The 20,594-nt window shown below is 67.3% G+C and carries 18 protein-coding genes and 1 tRNA gene; 13 read left to right on the top strand and 6 right to left on the bottom strand.

All coding sequences use genetic code 11. The annotated features are described in order from the left end of the window. Positions 1-240: 240 nt before the first annotated feature. The 4 genes from BM113_RS13105 to BM113_RS13090 all read left to right on the top strand — a co-directional run bounded on the left by BM113_RS13105 (position 241) and on the right by BM113_RS13090 (position 7,601). Positions 241-1,437 (top strand): 60S ribosomal export protein NMD3, encoded by a 1,197-nt coding sequence (locus BM113_RS13105; RefSeq protein ID WP_089788521.1) that lies wholly within the window; start codon positions 241-243, stop codon positions 1,435-1,437. Then, positions 1,430-2,629 (top strand): class I SAM-dependent methyltransferase, encoded by a 1,200-nt coding sequence (locus BM113_RS13100; RefSeq protein ID WP_089788520.1) that lies wholly within the window; start codon positions 1,430-1,432, stop codon positions 2,627-2,629. The genes BM113_RS13105 and BM113_RS13100 overlap by 8 nt, the downstream gene beginning before the upstream one ends. A gap of 396 nt (positions 2,630-3,025) precedes the next feature. Beyond that, positions 3,026-6,499: a S8 family serine peptidase gene (locus BM113_RS13095; RefSeq protein WP_089788519.1), complete on the top strand. Its 3,474-nt coding sequence runs from the start codon at positions 3,026-3,028 to the stop codon at positions 6,497-6,499. Positions 6,500-6,644: 145 nt separating this feature from the next. Next, positions 6,645-7,601 (top strand): hypothetical protein, encoded by a 957-nt coding sequence (locus tag BM113_RS13090; protein WP_089788518.1) that lies wholly within the window; start codon positions 6,645-6,647, stop codon positions 7,599-7,601. Positions 7,602-8,006: 405 nt separating this feature from the next. On the opposite strand, the gene BM113_RS13085 is transcribed toward BM113_RS13090, so the two are convergent. Further along, positions 8,007-9,965 (bottom strand): ATP-dependent DNA helicase, encoded by a 1,959-nt coding sequence (locus BM113_RS13085; RefSeq protein ID WP_089788517.1) that lies wholly within the window; start codon positions 9,963-9,965, stop codon positions 8,007-8,009. A 222-nt stretch (positions 9,966-10,187) separates the two neighbouring features. Here BM113_RS13085 and BM113_RS13080 point away from each other — a divergent pair, with 222 nt between their 5' ends. Both BM113_RS13080 and BM113_RS13075 read left to right on the top strand, forming a co-directional pair. Then, positions 10,188-11,435 (top strand): DUF418 domain-containing protein, encoded by a 1,248-nt coding sequence (locus BM113_RS13080; RefSeq protein WP_089788516.1) that lies wholly within the window; start codon positions 10,188-10,190, stop codon positions 11,433-11,435. 148 nt (positions 11,436-11,583) lie between these two features. Next, a tRNA-OTHER gene (locus tag BM113_RS13075) sits at positions 11,584-11,671 on the top strand. Between the two features lie 298 nt (positions 11,672-11,969). On the opposite strand, the gene BM113_RS13070 is transcribed toward BM113_RS13075, so the two are convergent. Next, positions 11,970-12,212 carry a DUF7561 family protein gene (locus tag BM113_RS13070; protein ID WP_089788515.1) on the bottom strand — a complete coding sequence of 81 codons (243 nt, stop codon included), beginning with the start codon at positions 12,210-12,212 and terminating at the stop codon, positions 11,970-11,972. A gap of 104 nt (positions 12,213-12,316) precedes the next feature. On the opposite strand from BM113_RS13070, the gene BM113_RS13065 reads away from it, so the two are divergent. From BM113_RS13065 to BM113_RS13055, 3 genes are read left to right on the top strand one after another with little or no spacing between them, the layout of a single operon-like run. Continuing rightward, the gene (locus BM113_RS13065) at positions 12,317-13,297 is read left to right on the top strand and encodes a YkgJ family cysteine cluster protein (protein WP_089788514.1); all 981 of its coding nucleotides are present in this window, start codon (positions 12,317-12,319) and stop codon (positions 13,295-13,297) included. Between the two features lie 57 nt (positions 13,298-13,354). Continuing rightward, on the top strand, positions 13,355-14,338 hold the full coding sequence (locus tag BM113_RS13060; protein ID WP_089788513.1) for an NAD(P)H-binding protein: 984 nt from the start codon (positions 13,355-13,357) through the stop codon (positions 14,336-14,338). Then, a complete protein-coding gene (locus BM113_RS13055; protein WP_089788512.1) occupies positions 14,335-15,048 on the top strand; it encodes a DUF7530 family protein in 714 nt (237 codons plus the stop codon). Before BM113_RS13060 ends, BM113_RS13055 begins: the two co-directional genes overlap by 4 nt. Positions 15,049-15,071: 23 nt before the next feature. Here BM113_RS13055 and BM113_RS22340 read toward each other — a convergent pair whose 3' ends face one another. Next, positions 15,072-15,245 (bottom strand): DUF5786 family protein, encoded by a 174-nt coding sequence (locus BM113_RS22340; RefSeq protein ID WP_177209166.1) that lies wholly within the window; start codon positions 15,243-15,245, stop codon positions 15,072-15,074. 117 nt (positions 15,246-15,362) lie between these two features. Between BM113_RS22340 and BM113_RS13050 the strand changes: the two genes are divergently transcribed. Both BM113_RS13050 and BM113_RS13045 read left to right on the top strand, forming a co-directional pair. Next, positions 15,363-16,376, top strand: coding sequence for a DUF5784 family protein (locus tag BM113_RS13050; RefSeq protein ID WP_089788511.1), 1,014 nt, complete (start codon positions 15,363-15,365; stop codon positions 16,374-16,376). A 181-nt stretch (positions 16,377-16,557) separates the two neighbouring features. Beyond that, positions 16,558-17,820: a chemotaxis protein CheC gene (locus tag BM113_RS13045; protein ID WP_089788510.1), complete on the top strand. Its 1,263-nt coding sequence runs from the start codon at positions 16,558-16,560 to the stop codon at positions 17,818-17,820. Here BM113_RS13045 and BM113_RS13040 read toward each other — a convergent pair. Both BM113_RS13040 and BM113_RS13035 read right to left on the bottom strand, forming a co-directional pair. Next, a complete protein-coding gene (locus BM113_RS13040) occupies positions 17,817-18,302 on the bottom strand; it encodes a chemotaxis protein CheD (RefSeq protein WP_177209165.1) in 486 nt (161 codons plus the stop codon). The two genes, BM113_RS13045 and BM113_RS13040, sit on opposite strands and share 4 nt — an antisense overlap. A gap of 290 nt (positions 18,303-18,592) precedes the next feature. Then, positions 18,593-18,880 (bottom strand): DUF5789 family protein, encoded by a 288-nt coding sequence (locus tag BM113_RS13035; protein WP_089788509.1) that lies wholly within the window; start codon positions 18,878-18,880, stop codon positions 18,593-18,595. A 159-nt stretch (positions 18,881-19,039) separates the two neighbouring features. On the opposite strand from BM113_RS13035, the gene BM113_RS13030 reads away from it, so the two are divergent. Both BM113_RS13030 and BM113_RS22335 read left to right on the top strand, forming a co-directional pair. After that, complete coding sequence (locus tag BM113_RS13030; protein ID WP_089788508.1) at positions 19,040-19,900, top strand: PHP domain-containing protein; 861 nt, start codon at positions 19,040-19,042, stop codon at positions 19,898-19,900. A gap of 37 nt (positions 19,901-19,937) precedes the next feature. Further along, entirely contained in the window at positions 19,938-20,102 is a 165-nt protein-coding gene (locus BM113_RS22335; protein ID WP_007141157.1) for a DUF6757 family protein, read from the top strand. A 151-nt stretch (positions 20,103-20,253) separates the two neighbouring features. Here the strand turns inward: BM113_RS22335 and BM113_RS13025 are convergent, their stop codons facing one another. Next, a complete protein-coding gene (locus BM113_RS13025) occupies positions 20,254-20,577 on the bottom strand; it encodes a 4Fe-4S dicluster domain-containing protein (protein WP_007141158.1) in 324 nt (107 codons plus the stop codon). Positions 20,578-20,594 lie beyond the last annotated feature (17 nt).

Genomic DNA, 20,594 nt, shown 5'->3' with positions numbered 1-20,594 from the left:
CCGTACCTGGCCGTCGTCCCCGGGTGTCCCCGGCTGACCGAGGGCCGAGGGCAGAGGGCAGAGAGCCGAGAGCCGACGGGGAGTCGAGAACCCCTTCGTTTCGCATGGAACCCCCTCGTTTCGTGTGGAGTTTTCACATTCTGAAGACGGCGGGAAGCGGCCGGCATCGGCGCTCGGGGCCACGGCAACGCCGCGGGGGAGAGCGCGCCGCTTAACTTTCGCAGTCCCCAAGCGGGAACAATGAGTCAGTCGCGCGCGTTCTGTCCCCGGTGTGGGGATCCGGTACCCGAACGATCGACCGAGGAGGGGGACGGAGCCGCCGACCCCCTCCGGCCGGGCGCGGAGGTCGAACTCTGCGATTCGTGTTACTTCGACGAGTTCGACTTCGTCGACGCGCCCGATCGGATCGAGGTCCGGGTCTGTTCCCAGTGTGGCGCGGTCCATCGGGGCAACCGGTGGGTCGACGTCGACGCCAGGGACTACACCGACATCGCGATCGAGGAGGTCAGCGAGGCTCTGGCCGTCCACGTCGACGTCTCCGACGTCGCCTGGCAGGTCGAGCCCGAACAGGTCGACGAGAACACGATCCGGATGCACGCCTACTTCACGGGGGTCGTCCGGGGAACGCCGGTCGAGGAGACGGTCACGGTGCCGGTCAAGATCTCCCGCGAGACCTGTGACCGGTGTGGCCGGATCGCGGGCGACTACTACGCCAGCATCGTCCAGATCCGCGCGGAGGGACGGACGCCGACGGGCGAGGAGACCGACCGCGCCGAGGAGATCGCCCACGAGATCGTCGCCGACATGGAGGCGACGGGCGACCGGAACGCCTTCGTCACCGAGATCGGCGAGACCGACGACGGGTTGAACATCAAGGTCTCGACCAACAAGATCGGCAAAAAGATCGCCAACAAGACCGTCGAGGAGTTCGGCGGCACCGTCAACGACGCCGAGACGCTCGTGACCGAGGACGAGGACGGCAACGAGGTCTACCGGGTCACCTTCGCCGTCCGCCTGCCGCCGTACACGCCCGGCGACGTCATCGACCTCGAGGACGACGACGAGGGGCCGGTGCTGGTCCGCAGCGCCCACGGCAACCTCAAGGGCGTTCGGGTGACCACCGGCGAACGGTACGAGGCCAGCCACGAGGACGGTGCGTCCCCCGACGCGCGCAAACTGGGCGAACACGACGACGCCGAGCGGACGACCGTCGTCACGGTCGAGGACGAGAACGCCGTGCAGGTGCTCGATCCCGAGACCTACCAGGCGACGACCGTCGCCCGCCCGGACTACTTCGATCCCGACGCGGAGACGGTTCCCGTGCTGAAGAGTCGCGCTGGGGTGCACGTCCTCCCGGATCCCGACCCGGACGCCGACGAGGAGAACGACGAGGGGTACTACGACCCGTACGAACACGACCCCAATACCGATGTGTAACGGTGACGAGCCGACCGACCCCGGGACCGAACGGCACGAGGCGACTGTCGAGGACGAGGCCATCGCTCGAGCGGACACGCCCCTCGCCGCGGTCGTCGAGAAACCCCGCGCGGAGACCGCGATCGAGTCGCTGCGCGCAGAGGGAGTCTACGACGACTCCCGGCGCGTGCGCGAGGCCCGGGGGCGACACGACGCGAGGCCCGTAGACGGTACGGCCGAGTCGACGGCGGCGGCCGATGATCCCGGCCGAGTGGCGCTTCCCGTTACCGAACCGCCGACCGAAACCCGGGTCCTCGAAGTCGTCCGGCAGCTCGAGCCCGAGTTCAGGACCCGGGATCTCGCGGACCTGCTGGCGGAACGGGGCTGGAGCGACGACGACCTCGAGCGGGCCCCGGGCTCGTGGGCGGTCGTCGGCTCGGTCGTCCTCGTGTCGATCCCCGAGAACTGTCCAGACGAGACCGAAGTCGCCGAGGCGCTGCTGGAGTTACACGGCGAGGCCGACAGCGTGCTCGCGGACGAGGGGATCGAAAACGACGGCGCGGCCGGCACCTACCGCGAGCCCCGTACCCGGCTGCTCGCGGGCGAGTCGGACACGGAGACGATCCACACCGAGCACGGTACCCGATACGGACTCGATCCCGCGACGGTGATGTTCTCGCCGGGCAACCAGGCCGAGCGGGCGCGCATGGGCGAGATCTGTACCGAGGGCGAACGCGTATTCGACATGTTCGCCGGCATCGGCTACTTCACTCTGCCGATGGCCAGAAGCGGTGCGCAGGTGACCGCGACCGAGATCAACCCGACCGCGTTCCGCTACCTGCTCGAGAACGCCGTGCTCAACGACGTCTCGGATCGCGTCGACGCCTACATGACCGACTGTCGCGACCTCGCGGGCGAGGTCGAGGCCGATCGAGTCGTAATGGGCTACTACGGGAGCGACGATGATGACGGAGAGACGAGAGCCGACGAAGCCCACGAGTTCCTCGACGACGCCCTCGAGGCACTCGTCCCCGGCGGCGTCGTCCATTACCACGAGGCGACCCCCGAATCGCGGCTCTGGGAGCGCCCGGAGAAGCGACTCGAGCGGGCCGTCGCCGCCGCCGATCGCTCGCTCGAGATCCGCGACCGCCGCCGGGTAAAAAGCCACAGCGCAGGGGTCGAGCACGTCGTGCTAGACGTACAGGTGTACTGACGATCCCGACGGCCGCAGTTCCGACTCGGCCGGGGTACTGTGAGTCGGTTCCGGCACAACCGCGACCAGGGCGACGGTTGCGCCGGTACATCGGGACAGCGATCCGTACCACGCACCGACATCGAAAGTCGTGAGCGATTTCTGACGGAATCGATGACAGTACTCTCGAGCGTTCAGTACATCTAATTGTTAAATCTTGTGGCCGATTTCCAATGCGAATAACGCTCATAGTAACTAATCAAACTCACCGTGGGATCAAGTCCCAGGCGCGAAATTTGAACGATTCCGCGCCCTGAATAAGACATGAGCGACACACCACGGTTCCAATCGAAATCGACTATATCACGCAGCATAGCGATCGTATTCGCGCTCCTGATGGTGACATCGGCACCCGCGATGGCGTTTGCGGGAGCCACCGGGGGAACCCAGACGGGAGCCGCGATCAACGACGAACGGACGAACGTCTCGCCGGCGGTAGACGAGACGGTGCTGGACCGGGACGAACCGTTCGAGATGGTTCTCCGATTCGAATCCGCGGACGTCTCCGACTCGATGACGGAGGCCGAGGCGGTCAGCGCGTTGCAGGCCCACGCCGAGCGGACCCAGTCGGACGCGCTCTCCTGGATCGAACGCACCGACGGGGTCGAGTACCGGAACGACTTCTGGCTCGCGAACGCGGTCCTCGTCGAGGTCGAACCGTCGACGGTCGGCCCGAAGCGAATCGCCGAGGCGACCGGTGCGGAGAGCGTCCACGCCAATTTCGAGGTCGGCACGTTCGACGGCGAGAACGCGTCCGAAAGCGACGCGGAGGCAGACGGTACGGCCGACGGCGACGCCGAGGCGGACACGGCCGGATCGATCGACGCCGCCGAAAACGTCACCTACGGCCTCGAGATGATCAACGCGCCCGACGTCTGGGAGGAGCACGATACCAAGGGCGACGGCGCCGGCGTTGCCGTTCTCGACACGGGGCTCGACGCCGACCACCCCGACCACGAGATCGCACCGGAGAACTGGCAGCAGTTCGACGGCTCGGGGGATCCGATCGAGACCGAGCCGAACGACGGCAACGGCCACGGGACCCACGTGAGCGGAACCGTCGTCGGCCCCGCGGAACCGGCCGGTGACGTCCCCGCGTACGGCGTCGCCCCCGAAGCGGAGCTCTACCACGGGAAAGTTCTCGAGGACGACGGCAGCGGGACGTTCGCACAGATCGTCGCTGGCATGGAGTGGGCCGTCGACGACACCGACGCCGACGTCGTGACGATGAGTCTCGGCGTCGACGGCTACGAGAGCGAAATGGTCGAACCCTCCGAGAACGCGCGCGATGCCGGCGTCGTACTCGTCGCCTCGGCCGGTAACTCCGGACAGGGCGTAAGCGGCTCGCCCGGGAACGTGTACCCGAACTTCGCGAGCGGCGCGGTCGACGAGAACGGCGAAGTCGCTGGCTTCTCGAGCGGCGAACTGATCGAAACCGACGGGGCGTACCCGGACGCGCCAGAGTACTGGCCCGACGAGTACGTCGTGCCGAACGCGGCCGCGCCGGGCGTCGACGTCTTGAGTTCGGTCCCCGGCGGCGGGTACGACGGGACCTTCTCGGGAACGTCGATGTCCGCCCCGCACAAGGCAGGTACGTTCGCGCTGCTGGTGTCGGCCTCCGACGGCGAGGCCGACCGGGAACTGCTGTACGAGGCAGTCGAGACCACCGCCTGGCAGCCCGACGGCGTCGAGGAGGAACCAAACACCGAGTACGGACACGGTATCATCGACGCCGCGGCCGCGGCCGACCTGGTCGCGCTCGATAGCGGCGTCGAGGGGACCGTCACCGACGCCGACGGGGCCCCCATCGAGGGAGCCGTCGTCGAACTCGACGATAGAACCGCCGAAACCGACGACACCGGCACGTACAGCCACATCGCTGCGCCGGGAGAGTACACGGTGACCGCGGACGCGTTCGGCTACGAGAGCGCGAGCGCGGACGTGACCGTCGTGGAGAACGAAACGACGGAACAGGACTTCGAGTTAGGTGACGCGCTCGACGTCGAACTGGCGAGCGGCCAGCCCGACGGCGTCGAGGGCGGTCAGACCATCGAAGCGACCGTCACGGCTGCGAACGCGGAGTCGATCACCGTCGACCTCGCGGGCGACTACGACGAGGCGGACGCGACCCTCTTCGTCGACGGCGAGGAAGCCGCCTTCGGCGAGGAGGTCGACCTCGGCGGTCCCGTCTCGGGCGACCTGACCGTCGCCGTCGAGACGACCGAGGACACCGAAGGAGAGCTCTCGCTCGAGCACACGATCGCCGGTCTGAGCGACGAGATTACGGTGACGACCGGCCCGACGACGGTGTTCGAGGACTTCGTCCCAGTCGCCGTCGTCGACGACGCCGGTGCACACGGCAGCGATGTCGCGGACGTACTCGATGCGACGCTCTCGCCGATGTACAACCCCGAAGTGACCACGTCCGAGGAGGCCATGGATGGATACGACGTCGTCGTCGTCCAGAACATCGACCCAACCGCTGCGGAAGCGTTCGCCGAGGCGACCGGCGACCGCGACACCGGCGTCGTCTACCTCGACCAGTGGGGGGTAGACAGCAACGGCATCCCCGAACACTCCGAGGCGACCGGTGAACCGGACGCGACCTACCAGGACGATCTCGCCGCACCGCCGATCGGTTACGAACTGACCGCGGATCACGAGATCTTCGAGGGCATCGGTGAGGCGGGCGAAACGGTCGAACTGCACGACGCCCTCTTCGGCGACCACACCTGGTTCGAGGGAACCGAGTACGACGTACTCGCCGAGACGACCACCGGCGACGGCGTGACGGCCGGCAGCGGCTTCGCCGTCGACGACCGGAGCGCGACGGTGTTCGCCTCGAGCCTCGGCTACTCGACGTTCGTCGGCGGCGACGACTACACCGACGAGGCCGACGCGATCCTCGCAAACGCCGTCGAGTACGTCGTTCCGGAACCCGCACCGAACTTCCAGCTCGAGGTGCTCGAGACGAACGAACCGATCATCGAGGGCGAGAACCTGACCGTCGACGTCGCCGTCGAGAACGACGGCGTCGAACCCGGAACCCAGACCGTCACGCTCGCGAACTTCGACGGTGACGTCGTCGACGACGCGACGGTCGAGCTCGAGGACGGCGAGTCGACCGTCGTCTCGCTGACCTGGGAGACCGACGAGACCGACGTCGGTACCGGAAACGTGACCGTCGCGAGCGAGGACGACGCGATCGACTACGAACTGACGGTCCACGAGGAGCCCGACGGGCTGGTCACCTTCGGCGACGGCGACCACGTCGGGACCGTCGAAGGGACGGTCGACGTCGAGATCGCCACGACGGCTGACGCCGTTGCCGGCTACGAAACCCAGGTTCGCTTCGACCCGGACGTGCTGCAAGTCGAGCGCGTCGAGGGCGGTGATCTGGGCGAGCCGATGACGGGGGTCGACAACGAAAACGGGACGCTCTCGCTCGCACAGGCACAGGGCCAGGACACCAACGCGTCCACGCTCGCCGTCGTCGAATTCGCGATCGTCGACGACGCGCCCGAGGGCGGCACCGACCTGGTGTTCGACGAGGAGAACACCTACTTCAACGCCGAGGACGGCGACCTCGATATCCTGCCGGTCGACGGCACCGTCGAGACCGCCTGGCTCGGTGACGTCAACGCCGATGGCGAACTCAACACCTACGACGCGACGCTCACCCAGCAGTTCATCGCCGGCGAAGAGCCGACCGACACGTTCCACGCGGAACTCGCGGACATGAACGGGAACGAACAGGTCGATGCCGGCGACGTCACGATGATGCTCGAGGAGATCGTCGCCAGCCACGGCGCTGACGCGCTCGAGGCCTGACGACCGATAGCCGATAGCGGACTCGGCAGCGAATCGAAATCGCCCCGCGGCGATTTCTTCGTCCTCGAGTCGATGGCGACGATGACGGGACGGTGATACGAGCGTACCTGCACGCGACGGAGACGATATTTCGAACATTACGACAATGAGAGAGACACAGAGACAGAATCCGAATCGATTTGCAACCCGGACTCGATCGCTCGTCCTCGCCCTCGTCGTCCTCCTCGCGGTGGCGACGGCTGCCGCGGGCGCACAGGCGGCAGTCGCGTCCACGACGGCGACCGGCGACGGAACGATCTCGCTCGAGACGGTGACGGAGGACGACGGGACACTCACCGTCGCGATCACCTCCGAGGAGGCGGACGTCGCCGGCTTCGAGGCGAACGTGAGCTACCCGGCGGACGACGCCACGGTGGAAGACGTCGAGTTCGGCGACATAGACGGGATGAACAACGAGAATACCGATCCGGAGAACGGTTACGTGGCGGTCACGGAGTCGACCGTCGGCGAGAACAGCGTCGACGAACCGACGCTTGCGACCGTCACCTTCGCGACCGACGGCAGCGCGGACGACCTCGATGTCGACCTCGTCGAGGCGGACTCGTCGGTGACGGACGGTGATGGACAGCCGATCACCGGCGGTGATGCGGGCGACGGGGACGATGGGAACGACGGGAACGACGGGAACGACGGGAACGACGGCGGTTCGTCACCGGGCAGTGGCGATAGCGGTGACAACGGCGACGGAGGGGGGACCGGAACCGACGGGGATGACGATAGCGACGAAAAGAGCACCGACGGAAAGGAAAGCAACGGAGAGAGCGACGATCCGGACGAGGACGGAGAAAGCAACGACGGATCGGAGACGACCGACGACGGGTCCGACGGTGATGAATCGGCCTCGAGCGACGACTCTGCCAGCGGCGACGAAGAGGACGAAAGAGAGGGCGACGACGCTGACGGTGACCGTGACCGTGACGGCAACGGAGACGAAGCCAGTGACAGCGACGACATTCCCGGATTCACACCCGTTGGAACGGTCGTCGCAGTACTGATCGGCCTGCTCGGTATCGGTCTGTCGACCCGACGTCGATCCGACTGATACGGGTTACTGTCCGTCGGTTCCGGCGCAACCGCCGCTCGGGTCGCGATTGTGCCGATACATCGTGACAGCAAGCCGTATGAGACGGACTGCCCGCCATCGCCGGTAGGACCGGGACCGGGGCCGGGGCCGGGGTCGGGACCGTAGAGCGTACTACGGTTCCACCAGTGTACCGGTCCGGAAGGCCGTCCGAGACGCCTGTCGGCCGCCGAGCGGCCGACGCGGGCGATCCGGTCGGTCGTGACATTCATGACGCTCCCGACAGTACCGGGCGGTATGGACAGGAGTCAACTCTTCGCGGTGCTGTTTGCGGTTCTCATGGTGACCTCGATGATCGCGTGGGGAGCGCTCGCAGCACTGTAGTCGAGGAGGCTCGCTGATCGAGCCCGGCCGAACGAGGCTTTTCTAGCGCTCCGTATCCCAGACGTCGGCCAGGGGACTCGATTTCGACCCCGTGCCCGAACGCGACCCCGATCCAGAGCGCGACCTCGAGTGCGAACGGGAGGCCGATCCCGATCCCGATCCCGATCCCGATCCCGAGTTCGAGTTCGAGGACGCAGTCGTCGAATCGTCGTCCCGACGCGACGGACTCCCGGGAGACGACCGGGCGCCAGTACCCCGCCCGCGAGACACCCCGCTCGAGTCACCGACCGCGGCCCGGGGTTCGAACTCGGGCAGGTCCGGCCGGTCCATCCGATCGACCTGGGCCGCGAACCAGTCGGGCATGTCGGTCCTGGCACGTTCGAACAGATCCACCAGGCTCGAGTCCGCCAGATAGGTCGCCCCGTAGTCGTCGGGCGCGCGAACGACCCGACCACAGGCCTGGATGACCGTCCGCAGGGCGGTCCGGTAGTACCAGGCCCACTGACCCTCCTCGAGGCGGTGGGCGACCCGCGAGTCGCTCGTGTTGAGGAAGGGGGCCTTGCAGAGCACCTGAAACCGACAGAGGTCGCCTTTCAGGTCCAGCGCTTCCTCCATCTTCACGGAGATGAAAACGTCGGGGTCGTCGGTCGCCTTCCAGGCCTCGAGGTCGGCGTCGCGGTCATCGCGGTCGTGAGTCCGGATCCGGTCGCCGACGCCGAAGTCCCGCAGGAGGTCGGCGAGCCGTTCCTGGATGTCGTAGGAGTGGGCGTGGATCAGCCCCTTCTCGTCGGGGTGTTCCTGCATGATCCGAACGATGGTGCGGGCGATCTTCGGCGTCGTCTCCGACCGGTGCTCGTAGGTCATCTTCCCCTGCGTGACGTCGTACAGCGGCCGGTTCTCGACGGGGAACGTGTGGCCGACGTCGACGAGGGCGACGTTGTCGGGGTCGAGCCCGACCTGCCGGCAGAACGCCGCCTTGTTCAGAATGGTCGCCGACAGGAGCGCGAACTTGTTGCCCCGGTCCCAGACGGTGTGCTGGAGGTACTTCTCGGGGCTCATCGGTTTGATCGTGAGGGGGCCGCCATCCTCGTCGCCCCCGCCCCCGCCCCCGTCCCCGTCCACGCCCCCGTCTCCATCGCCGTCGCCTACACTCGAGCCCCCGGACGGCTCGGACTGATCGACTAACCACGTCGTCGGACTCCCCGGGTCGCGGTAGTCCGAGACGAACCAGTCGAGTTCGCCGATGAGTTCCTGCAGCCGATCGCGCTCGCGGACCTCCGCAGGGGAGAGCGTCTCCTGGGCCAGCAGATCGTCCTTCCGCCGGGTACACTTCTCGGCGAGGTTCTCGCAGTAGCGGACCGCGCGCTCGAGGTCGCCGTCGATGGCGGGGACCCGAAGGTCGTCCCAGAAGGGGACCGTCCGCGGACCCAATTGGATCGTCGCGTACATTTCGGCCCACTCGGCGAGTCCGTGGGCCTCGTCGACAACCACGACGTCCCGTTTGCGAAAGACCTCGCTCCCGGCGGTCTGCATGAAATAGGCGAGCGTCATCGCCGCAATCGACCGGTTCGAGGCGATCGCTCGGTCGGAGAAGTACGGACAGCGGTGTTTCACCGAACAGTCGTACCCGCGCTCACGAACGCAGGGGGCCTGATTTACGGGCGTGTTCCGCTCGTCTGGCAGGATACAGGTGTAGTTCGACTTCCCCCGGATCACGTTCAGGTCCGCGAGCAGGTCGTCGGCGGCGACGTCGTCGAGTTGCGAGACCTGCGGGGTGGTGTAGTACGCACCCGTGGCGTCGCTGGGATCGGCCTCGCCGGCGGGACGGGCACAGCCGGCGACCGAGCGCGCGAGCAGGGACTTGCCGCTCCCGGTCGGAGCGCGAACGAGAACGACGTCGTTGCCGGCCGCGAAGGCGTCGCGAATGTCGCGGAGGGCCTGCTTCTGGTTCCCGCGGTAACTGGGCGCGGGAAACTCCTCGAAGATCCGGTCGGGGTTCACCGTTCGACTCACGGACCGGACGTTCCCTAAAGGCTACGGACCGTCGCGCAGGCTGTAACTGACGCTCGAGCCTGGAGCGTGGGTCGAGGACGGGCGGTCGCCGTCGCCGACCGGGGCGGCCGACGGAGGGAACGCATTTGTATCGGCTACACGACGTGACGAACGAGCGATGGTTCACCGACGTACCGACCCGAAGACGCGCCGCCTCGAGACCCAGGGACGATGAGTTCCGCGAGCGAGACCGAGAAGACCGGTCCAACCGCCCCCTCGGACCGCATCGTCGGCCTCGACGCGCTCCGGGGGTTCGCGCTGCTTGGCATCCTCCTGATCAACGTCTGGGTCTTCTCGATGCCCGAGACGACCCTGTCGAACCCGACGATCTACGGCGATTTCAGCGGCGGCAACTACTGGGCCTGGTTCGTCGGGCACGTCTTCGCCCAGCAGAAGTTCATCACGATCTTCACGCTCCTGTTCGGCGGCGGCGTCGTCCTCTTTACCCGCAACGTCGAGCGCCGCGACGGGCCGGTGTTCGAGCTGTACGTCAGACGCTCCGGGTGGCTCGTCGCCTTCGGGCTCGCACACGCCTACCTGCTGTGGTACGGCGACATCCTCGTCGCCTACGGCGTCTGTGCGTTCGTCGTGGTCCTGTTTCGCGATCACGACCCGCGGACGCTCGCGATCGCCGGCGTCGCGTTGCTCTCGGTCCCGCCGCTCATCGAGGTGATCGCGGCAGCCACTGCGGAGCCGGCGACGGTCGCGAGTTCGTGGCAACCGGCGGAATCCGCCCTGCGTGCCGAGGTCGAGACCTACCGGAGCGGGTGGCTGACTCAGATGGAACACCGCGTGCCGGCCGCGTTGCGACGGCAGACGACCGGGCTCCTCGGCTACACCGGCTGGCGGGTGAGCGGGTCGATGCTGCTCGGAATGGCGCTTTTCAAGTGGGGCGTGCTGACGAACGAACGCTCCGCGCAGTTCTACCGTCGGCTGGTCGCGATCGGCGGCGCGATCGGGCTCGCCGCCGTCCTCGGGGGCGTCCGGTACATACAGGCCAACGACTGGAGCGTCGAGGCGGCGCTGTTCTGGCGACAGTTCAACTACTGGGGGAGCGTCCCGCTCGCGCTCGCGTACGTCGGGATCGTCATGCTGTACTGTAAGCGACGGCCCGACGGCGTCGTCACGCGATCGCTCGCGGCGGTCGGCCGAACGGCCTTCAGCAACTACATTCTGCAGACGGTACTCGCCACGTCGCTCTTCTACGGCCACGGGCTCGGGCTGTTCGGCCGGATGAACCGGCTCGAGCTGTACGGGCTCGTCGTCGCCATCTGGGCGGTACAGGTGCCGCTGTCGGTGCTCTGGCTCCGGTACTTCCGGTACGGCCCGCTGGAGTGGATCTGGCGAGTGCTCACGTACGAGTCGATGCAGCCGCTGCGGGCGGCCGGTGCCGACCGAACGGACGAGACCGACGAGTGACGCTGTAGACTGGACCTGTGGTGATGTATCGCAAGTGGGGCGAAATAGACGAACGAAAGTCGGCCGACGAAAACAGCCGGGTAGGCGGCAGCTACCCCGGGGTAACCGGTCGATTACAAATACGGAATCCGCCGTCGGATCGACGTGCGGAAGGGTCGCTCAGCGGTAGAGCACCGCGGTGCCCTTTGGCCCGCGGCGGCGTTAAGCCTCGTGGCGTTCAAATCCCACCCCTTCCGCTTGCGGTGCGGTTGCGGTACGGTTGCGGTGCGGTTGCGGTGCGACTGCTGTGCGACCGCTGTGCGGTCTCGGTGTGTCGCAGTACGGTTCGCTTCCAGCACGGTCGCAGCACGACCGACCGTCGGTGTGGTTGCCATACGGCTTCGATCGCATCCCCGCGCGGCCGTCACGCCGCGTGGGACTCCGGTCCCCGTCGACAGGGACGATCGCCCGACCCCGGGCAGCCGTGTCAGGGCGGCTCCGGCCCCTCTTCCGCGTCGGCGATCGTCCCCACGCTCACGCGCACTACCGCCATTTTTACGGCCCCGCGTGCCGGGACGTCGTCTCGTCGACCTCCTCGAGTCGATCGACGTCCGCCGCGGACGGGTTGTCCGGTAGAGCCTCGATACAGGGGTAACAGAGCAGGTGCTCGGTCCCGTCCTCGAACTCCAGAGTCATCGCGGTGCCCTTGCCGGCGTCCTCGCCGAACGTCCAGATGTTGGCGATACCGCCGGCCACGGTCACCGTTCGGCCACAGCCGTCACAGGAGTCCTTTGCCATACTCGAGGGTGGGAGCCGAACGGTGAAAGTGGTTCGCCTGGGTAGGGGGTCGACAGTCGATAGTCGACAGTACCGTTTTGCTCGCCGAGCGGGTACCGACGGGTATGGAGTTGAACTGCGAGGGCTGTGCGGCCTGTTGTATGGACTGGCGGCCGCTGCTCGAGGAGTTCGACGAAGGCGACGGGGTCGACCGCGAGCGACGCGACCGATCCGGACGCCGCCCGTTTCGTGACAGCGACGGCGACGGCGACGGTCGGGACCCACTCGACGACGACCCCAACTTCGTCCCGCTCACCCGCGACGAAGTCCGGGGCTTCCTCGATGACGGGATGGCCGGTGCCCTGACGCCGCGGTTCTGGCACGCCCGGGAGGGCGACGAGGGCGTGGAGATCGACGGCCACACCCTCGCCGCGGTCGCGGGCCGGCCGGCCTTCTTCGTCGGCCTGCGGAAGCCGCCCAAGCCCGTCGCGCCCTTCGGCCGGGAGCCGACCTGGCTGCCGGCCTGCGTCTTCCTCGATCCGGAGACCCTGCAGTGTCGGATCCACGACGACGACCGCTACCCCGCGGAGTGTCGTGCCTACCCGGCGCACAACTTCGCGCTCGAGCACGAAACCGAGTGCGAACGGGTCGAGGCGACCGTCGACCGCGGCACGGAGCGGCTGGTCTCGGACGAGGTCGACGTCGACACGGATTCCGGCGGCCTCCTCCTCGGGACCCAGGCCATCGGTGAGAAACTGTTCTGTCACCCCCGACCCGACGCGCTCGAGGGGACGATCCGCCGGATCGCCGCGGGCGAACCGACCGCCGCCGACCGGGCGGAGTGTCTCGCGGTCGCGGCCGCCTCGAGTCCGGGCACGCTCGCCACGTCGGACTACCACTACGAGGAGGCGAAAGAACGGGCGCTCGAGTCGGTGCCCGACGCCGACGGGAACGCGTCGTGGGTCGGCCCCGCGATCCGGGAGTGGCACCGGCGGGCGGACGACGTCGGGGAGCGAGAAACCGAGGAGGGGCGAGCGGATCTCGCCGCCGCGGTCGAACTGAGCCGTGACGCCCCGGAGACGCCGGGCTGGGACGCGCTCGAGTGACGGCGAAAACGTTCAGGGGCCAACGACTGTTAAGGTCGTCCCACCCGAAGAACGGGCATGCACGTTCTCGTCACGGGCGCGACCGGGTTCGTCGGGGGGCGACTCGTGGACGCCTTGCGTTCGACGACCGACCACGACGTAACCGTTCTCGTCAGGGACGCCGACGCGTACGATCCGCCCGACGGCGTCGCCGTGGTCGAAGGTGACGTCCTCGAACCGGGGAGTTTCGAGTCGGCGCTTGCAGACGTCGACGCCGCCTACTACCTGATCCACGCGATGGGGGCGGCCGGGAACTTCGTCGAACGGGACCGCCGCGCCGCGCGGAACTTCGAACGGGCCGCCAGCGACGCCGGCGTCGAGCGGGTGATCTACCTCAGCGGCCTCGGCAGCGAGTCGGAGACGCTCTCGAGTCACCTCGAGTCCCGCCGAGAGGTCGAGACGCTGCTCGCCGCCGGGACGCCGGACGTGACCGTCCTTCGAGCGGCGATCATCGTCGGCGACGGCAGCGCGAGTTTCCGTCTCGTCCGACAGCTCGCGACCCGACTCCCCGTGATGATCACGCCCCAGTGGGTCCAGACCGACTGCCAGCCAATCGCGATCGACGACGTCGTCGCGTACTGTCTCGCCGTCCTCGAGCGCCCGGAGACGGCCGGCGAGACCTACGAGATCGGCGGCCCCGACGTGGTGACCTACCGGGAGCTGCTGACGACGACCGCCGAACTCGCGACCGGCCGGCCGCCGCGTATCGTCGCCGTTCCGGTCCTGAGTCCGCGACTCTCGGCGTACTGGGTCGGGCTGGTCACCGACGTCCCGTCGGCGGTCGCCCGCCCGCTCATCGAGGGAGTCCGGAATCGCGTCGTCGTCACCGACGACCGCCTCCAGGAACTCGTCGGCCTCGAGCGAACGCCCCTCGAGGAGGCCGTCGCGCGGGCGCTCGAGGGGGACAGGGACGCGGTCGATCCGGGTCCCCAGCCGGACCACAACGCCGCTCGAGGGGGGACCGCGGCGTCCGGGACGTCGCCCGAACGGGGCGATCGATGACCGACGCCGCGGAGCCGTCCGACCTCGACTACGGGGAGACGTGGGTCTACGAGAGTCTGCTCGGAACCGTTCCGGGACTGAACGTCTCCGGCCGGACGGCGATCGGCCTCCAGTTCGTCGGCTTCGAAGTCGCAATTCTCCTCGTCGCCGCGGCCTACGACCTCCGGGCCGCGGTCGTGCCCGGCACGGTCGCCGTCCTCGTCGCGACGATCGGGAGCTGGCTCATGCTGCGGTTCAGCCACATGGTCCGCGATCTCCCGACGCCGCGGGAGTACCGGCGGCTCCTGTTCGGCTCGAGCATCGACGTCGTCCTCGGTGTCCTGGCGTTCGTCGCGCTCGTGACCTACCTGTTCGTGGTCGATCCGCGCGGCGCCGGGTTCGAGCGAACCTTGCTCGTCGACCTGTTCGGGACCGACCCGCCGCCGATCGCGGTCGCACTCGCGTTGCTGGTGCTGTGGGACGTCGTCTATCGGATCGGGACGTGCTGGTGGGCGAGCGTCGTCGGCCTGTGGCGATCGCTCGTCTACGAGTTCGAGCCGAGCGTGAGTCGTCGCTACCGGCGCGTCGACGCGATAAACGTCGCGTTCGCCGCGGTACAGTTGCTGCTGGTCCCGTTCGTCCTGGAACAGCCGGCGCTCCTCGTCGTTCTCGTCGGTCACGTCGTCGCGGTCGCGGTCGTTACACTGCTGGCGATCGGAGTCCAGCGGTGACACAGAAAAGGCGTGTCACCGCGTCAGTTCGACTTGATCTCCTCGAACTGGTCTAGAAGCTCCTCCGCAGACGAGCCCGCGTCGTACTCGACCTCGCCGTGATAGATCGTGCGCTCGTCGTCGAAGTCGGCGTCGACCCGCGAAGACTGCTGCTCGCGTCGCTCGTGTTCGTCCTCGTCATAGGCACCCATTGACATGGTAGGTATACACACATAGGTGGCTCGAACACATCAATGTAACGGTGGTTCGAGACACCCATCATCTCGTGTCCCGGCTCTCGTAACACGTAAGCGCGCTCGAGCCGAAATAAGGGTGTGGCACAGCCGCTTCGCTTTCGTTACTCGCCCCAGTCGTGGAGCGAGCAACGAGTCCGGCAGGATATTCTACAGCCGCTCCGCTCGAATATCGGTGCCCGGGCCGTCTCCCCGCGGTTCGACATCGGTGCCGACTGGAGTACTCACCGTTTCGAAATGCAAAACGGCGACCTCGCCCTGTTTGCGCGCAACGACTCCGAGGCCTACTGGATGGGCAACACGGAGACGCCGTCGTCGCTGTGGCGGACCGACAAGTTCGGCTGGGACGAGGTGCCCTATCACGTCGCTCGCTGGACCCAGCGGGAACTGCTCGCGACGCTCCACGAGGAGGATCCGTGGCTCGCCGACTACCCCTACATCTCCTGGTTTTTCCTCCCCGTGTTCATGTCCAAGGACGGCCGGGAGTCGACCCGCGCGTTCTTCCGGGAACACGCCGCCGGCTTCCCCGACGCCGGCCGCCGGGAGACCACGCGCTTCTTCGAGGAGTTCCTGAAGACCGGCGTGTTCGACGACTACCGACACGTGATGGCGGGCAAACTCGGTACCAGCAACCACGTCGACCGCGTCCGCATGAGCGCGACGATGGCCGAGTTCATCGCCGCGAAGATCCTCACCGACGCCGGCTACGAGGTCGTCCCCGAGATCGAGGTGACGACCGGCCACTCCCTCGACTTCCGCGCCGAGGACGGGGAGACGAACGCCCTGGTCGAGGTGACTCGCCCACAGCCGCCGACGAACCGCAGCGCCGCCGGCCCCGTCGCCGCGGTCCGTGACACCGCCGAGACGAAGACCAACGGACAGCTCGCCAAACACGGCGGCGGCGCGGTCCTGTTCGTCGACTGCTCGAGTTTCCGTGACGATAGCTGGGCCGCCGTCCGCGACGAACGACCGGACGTCCGCCACCGGCCCGCCGTCGTCTACCGCGCCCGGCCCGACGGCCACGTCGAAGGGTACCGCAAGGGGTCGGTGCCGCTCGACCTCGAGGCGAACGACGCGGTCGAGTTCGTCGACTGAGCGGCCGTCGACGGTCGATCGCCGAAAAATAAATTACGTGATTCGTTCAGGTACAGAACGTGTTACGAACAGCGATCGGGACCGAGGTGGGGACAGTGACGGGCGCGAGCCCGACCCTCGAGGGCTCGAACGCCGGGACGGGCGCGTCCGCGCGCCAGCGCCAGCCTGCGAGGAACTAACGATGGAGATCGACGTCCAATCGCTGAAGACCTACAACGAACTGGCCCGCGACGGCGGCGAGTCGGCAGCGGAGGCGCTTGCCGAACTGACCGGGATCGAGACACGCGTCGAAGTGACCGACGTCTCGTTGCTGTCGACCGCCGACCTCGAGTACGAGTTCGACGGCCGGGAATTCGCCGGGATCGACGTCTCGCTCGGTGACCCGCTGTCGGGAACGACCGTGCTCGCGTTCGACGCCGAGGGGCGCGAGACCATCGCGCGCGAACTGGTTCCGAACGCCGGCCGCGACGGTCCCGCCGATCCGGAACTGACCGAGAGCGCGATCGTCGAGGCCGGGAACATCATGGTCAACGGGTTCGTCGGTGGGTGGGCCGACCACCTCGAGACGAAAGTCGAGGTCTCGCCGCCGGAGTACGTCGAGGGGACGGGCGTCGCGGTGTTCCCGGAGGACCTGACCGACGACGAATACGTCGTCGTCTTCCGGAGCCGGGTCGACGCCGTCGGCGAGGACGTCTCCTTCCGAATGCTGCTGTTCCCGGAACTCGAGTCGCTCGAGCGGTTGCTGGACACCCGGGTCGACGACTCGGGCGCCGTCCCGACCGGTCGCGGGCGGATCCCCTTCGAGAAACTCGAAGTGTTCTCGGAGATGACCGAGCACGGGTCGACGAAGGCCGCGGACAACGTCAGCGATATGACACAGCTTTCGACGGCCGTCGAGGTCAATCGGCTACGGTTCGTCCCGCTTTCCGACGTCCCGACCCACGTCAGCGATCGGCGGCGTGTCGGCACCGTCGTCCAGTTCGACGGGACCCCCAGCGGCCACCTGGCGATCCTGTTCGACCCCGGCGCGGCCCGGACCGCCGTCGGCGCGTTGCCGTTCGTCGACCTGGAAAGCGACCGGGCGGATGGCGCGGAAATCGAGTGGGCCGGCCGAAGACGGGAGGCCCTCGAGGAGCTCGGGAACGTGATCGCCAGCGGCTTCATCGACGGCTGGGCGAACGTCCTCGAGACGTCGATCGAACACTCGCCGCCAGCGTTCGTCGACGACATGGGGTCGTCGATCGTGAGCCCGATCATCGCGGACGTCGGCCGCGAGGAGAACTACGCGTTCCTGCTCGATTCCGCGATCCGGATCGGCGACAGCGATGCCCTGCAGTGCCAGTTGTTCGCCGTCCCCCGACCCGCGGAACTCGAGTCCGCACTGGACGATCTGCTCGTCGAACGCGCCGACGAGACCGACGCCGACCCCGACGACCTCTTCTAGAGCCGCCGCGTCTTCCCGGCAGCAGTCTTGACGATCATCCCGCCGGAGGCCGGCTCGAACGTGACCTGTCGCCCCTCGCTGCCGCCGACGTCGGATCCCCGGATCGAGATGTTCCGGGACTCGAGACCGTCGCGTGCGGCCGCGACGTTCTGCTCACCGATCGGCGTGTCGAAGCTATCGAATTCGAACATCCGGGCACCGCCCGCGAGTTTCGCCCACGCCCGCCGCGTCCGCCCACCGTTGGACTCGAAGGCCGAGACCAGCACCTCGAGTCCGGTATCGGCGAACTTTTCGTCGGGATCCGCCGGCGACGGGGACTCGCGTTCGGGGAGCATGAAATGGAGCATCGCGCTGACCCCGGCGGTGTCGTCGTGGAGGATGACCACGCCGCAGGAGCCGACCCCATTCGTCACTAACGGACGGCCGTCAGTCGAGAGTCCGTGTTCGGAGATTCCGACGCGTATTGGGGCTGTTTCGGCCATTCGGTACTCGTTCCGTTTCGGTCCGTTTCGGTCCGTTTCGGTCCGTTTCGTCCCGGCCGCTCCGGGCTTACGTTCCCGGACGAAGGCAGGACGGGGCGACGACCGGACGCGCAACGACGCCAACTCGTGGCTTCTGGGTAGTAGTGTTTCCGGCCATCGAACCGACCGACGGACGGCCCGAGACCACGGGGCGTACCGCTGTTGGGGACTGACGATCGGAAAAGTACGATGGGATGGGACGAGACGGGACGGGACGGGATAGGACGAGCCGGATTCCGGGCCCGAAACGGCTAGAACGACACCGCGTCGGGGCTGTACGGGCTGCCGACCGGCGTCGGATCACGGTCGCTGTAGCCGACTCGACCGACCGCCTTCTCGCTCACGGCGGCGTAGATGGCGAAACGGGCGTCCTCCGGCGTCTCGAAGGTCTCGGACTCGAGGCGTGCGAGTACCTCCTCGACCCGTTCGGAGCCGTTCGGGAGTTCGAGGGTTCGGTCGCCGTGGGCATCGATCAGTTCCTCGGTGGTCGCGGGGTACTCGTAATCGTCGATGAGTTCGCCGGTGCCGTTGAGCAGCATTACGTCGTATTCTGAGTGAACGATGATTATAAACATTGTCCATAAACGATCTCTAGGCCGATACTACACCTTATACAGCTAGAGGGACCTTCATGGGCGGGCGGATCGACAGCTCCGGGACTGAAAACGACTTTAGGCCCGGCCGCGCTCGGGTGGAGTATGCCATACGCCGATCTGCACGTCCACACCACCCGCTCGGACGGCAGCCTCGAGCGGGAGGCGGTGCCGGCCGCGGCGAAGCGCCACGGCGTGGACGTCGTTGGACTCACCGACCACGACCGGCTCCAGCCCGTCGAGGAACCGGTCGTCGAGCGCGACGGCGTGACGGTCGTCAACGGAATCGAACTTCGCGTCGAAATCGATGGCATCGACGAGGTTCGGCCGCCGGGCGACCGGCCCGATCCCGGCCAGCGCGTCGACCTGCTGGGATACGCGGTCGAGCGAACGGCCGAACTCGAGACCCTGACCGAGCGAATCCAGCGGGACCGGATCGAACGCGGGCAGGCGATCGTCGACCGCGTGGAGGATCGGCTCGGCGTCGACCTCGGCGTCACCGTCACCGACGGCTTCGGCCGCCCCCACGTCGCCCGTGCGATCGACGACCACCCCGACGTCGACTACGACTACGAGGACGCGTTCGACGGGCTCATCGGCGGTGGTGACCCCTGTTTCGTACCGCGGAACGTCCCCTCGTTCGAGCGCGGCCGGGCGGTGCTCGCGGAAGCGTGTTCGGTCGTCGCGCTCGCCCACCCGCTTCGATATCGCGACCCCGAAAGCGCCCTCGAGCGGGCTGCGGCGTTAGACGCCGTCGAACTCCACTATCCGTACGGCCGCGACGTCGATCTGACGCCCGTCCGGCGAACGATCGATCGCCACGACCTGCTCGTGACGGGCGGGACCGACGCACATGGAGACGAACTCGGCGTCGCCGGCCTCTCGCGGGACGAGTACGAGCGACTGGGACTGCCAGCACCCGACGGGGACCGGTACGGTAGCGGTAGCGGGAACACCGGCCGATAGCGGAGGGTTCAATGTCTCGGGGGTCGTACCCGCGTTCATGAACTGCCACTACTGTGACCGCGAAGCCGCCTTCGCAGCGGAATCCGACGGGCTGAAAGTCGGCCTCTGTGAAGAACACTTCCGGGAGCGGTTACAGGAACTCGCCGAGGCAGACGGACTCGAGACGCTCAAGGAACAGGTCGACGTCGACCGCGCCGAGTAACGGGAAGGGACTCGCCGTTTTCGGGCTCTCCGTTCGCGACGATCGCCAGTCTCGGGAGCGGGAGCAGGGCGAACAAAATCGCGGAGGTCGTCAATCGGTAGCCGTTAGCCGACGGCAGTTACTCGAACCGCAGCAAGAGTGTCGGACCGTATCAGGCCGTCCGCCCCGCATCGACGTCGATGGCGTCTACCGGGCAGACGTCGACACAGAGCATGCAGTCGATACACTGGGCCTCGTTGGCCGGATCGGCTTTCTTCTCGCTTTCGGGATGGCCCGGCGTGTCGACCCACTCGAAGACGTCGACCGGGCAGTCCTCGAGACAGGCCCCGTCCGCGATACAGAGGTCGAAGTCGACCGCCACGTGGGTCCCGTGGATGCCCAGTTCCTCGGGTTCGTCCACCGGTCCCCAGACGGCGTGGCCCTCGTGTTCGTCCACCTTCTCGCGGTTTTCGTTGAACTGCGGATCTATGGCCATTGCTAACAGGTCAAACG

The sequence above is a fragment of the Natronobacterium haloterrestre genome, assembly GCF_900112205.1.
Taxonomy (GTDB): Archaea; Halobacteriota; Halobacteria; order Halobacteriales; family Natrialbaceae; genus Natronobacterium; species Natronobacterium haloterrestre.
This window is presented reverse-complemented; position numbering and strand designations above follow the sequence as displayed.

Excerpts from the sequence above, each read along its gene's own strand:
- BM113_RS13035 (WP_089788509.1), bottom strand. The coding sequence starts at position 18,880 with ATGCTGCTCAACGGCACCGGCGAACTCATCGACGATTACGAGTACCCC.
- BM113_RS13040 (WP_177209165.1), bottom strand. The coding sequence starts at position 18,302 with ATGGCCGAAACAGCCCCAATACGCGTCGGAATCTCCGAACACGGACTC.
- BM113_RS22335 (WP_007141157.1), top strand. The coding sequence starts at position 19,938 with ATGAACTGCCACTACTGTGACCGCGAAGCCGCCTTCGCAGCGGAATCC.
- BM113_RS22340 (WP_177209166.1), bottom strand. The coding sequence starts at position 15,245 with ATGTCAATGGGTGCCTATGACGAGGACGAACACGAGCGACGCGAGCAG.
- BM113_RS13070 (WP_089788515.1), bottom strand. The coding sequence starts at position 12,212 with ATGGCAAAGGACTCCTGTGACGGCTGTGGCCGAACGGTGACCGTGGCC.
- BM113_RS13060 (WP_089788513.1), top strand. The coding sequence starts at position 13,355 with ATGCACGTTCTCGTCACGGGCGCGACCGGGTTCGTCGGGGGGCGACTC.
- BM113_RS13065 (WP_089788514.1), top strand. The coding sequence starts at position 12,317 with ATGGAGTTGAACTGCGAGGGCTGTGCGGCCTGTTGTATGGACTGGCGG.
- BM113_RS13055 (WP_089788512.1), top strand. The coding sequence starts at position 14,335 with ATGACCGACGCCGCGGAGCCGTCCGACCTCGACTACGGGGAGACGTGG.
- BM113_RS13105 (WP_089788521.1), top strand. The coding sequence starts at position 241 with ATGAGTCAGTCGCGCGCGTTCTGTCCCCGGTGTGGGGATCCGGTACCC.
- BM113_RS13045 (WP_089788510.1), top strand. The coding sequence starts at position 16,558 with ATGGAGATCGACGTCCAATCGCTGAAGACCTACAACGAACTGGCCCGC.
- BM113_RS13100 (WP_089788520.1), top strand. The coding sequence starts at position 1,430 with ATGTGTAACGGTGACGAGCCGACCGACCCCGGGACCGAACGGCACGAG.
- BM113_RS13095 (WP_089788519.1), top strand. The coding sequence starts at position 3,026 with ATGGCGTTTGCGGGAGCCACCGGGGGAACCCAGACGGGAGCCGCGATC.
- BM113_RS13090 (WP_089788518.1), top strand. The coding sequence starts at position 6,645 with ATGAGAGAGACACAGAGACAGAATCCGAATCGATTTGCAACCCGGACT.
- BM113_RS13030 (WP_089788508.1), top strand. The coding sequence starts at position 19,040 with ATGCCATACGCCGATCTGCACGTCCACACCACCCGCTCGGACGGCAGC.
- BM113_RS13080 (WP_089788516.1), top strand. The coding sequence starts at position 10,188 with ATGAGTTCCGCGAGCGAGACCGAGAAGACCGGTCCAACCGCCCCCTCG.
- BM113_RS13025 (WP_007141158.1), bottom strand. The coding sequence starts at position 20,577 with ATGGCCATAGATCCGCAGTTCAACGAAAACCGCGAGAAGGTGGACGAA.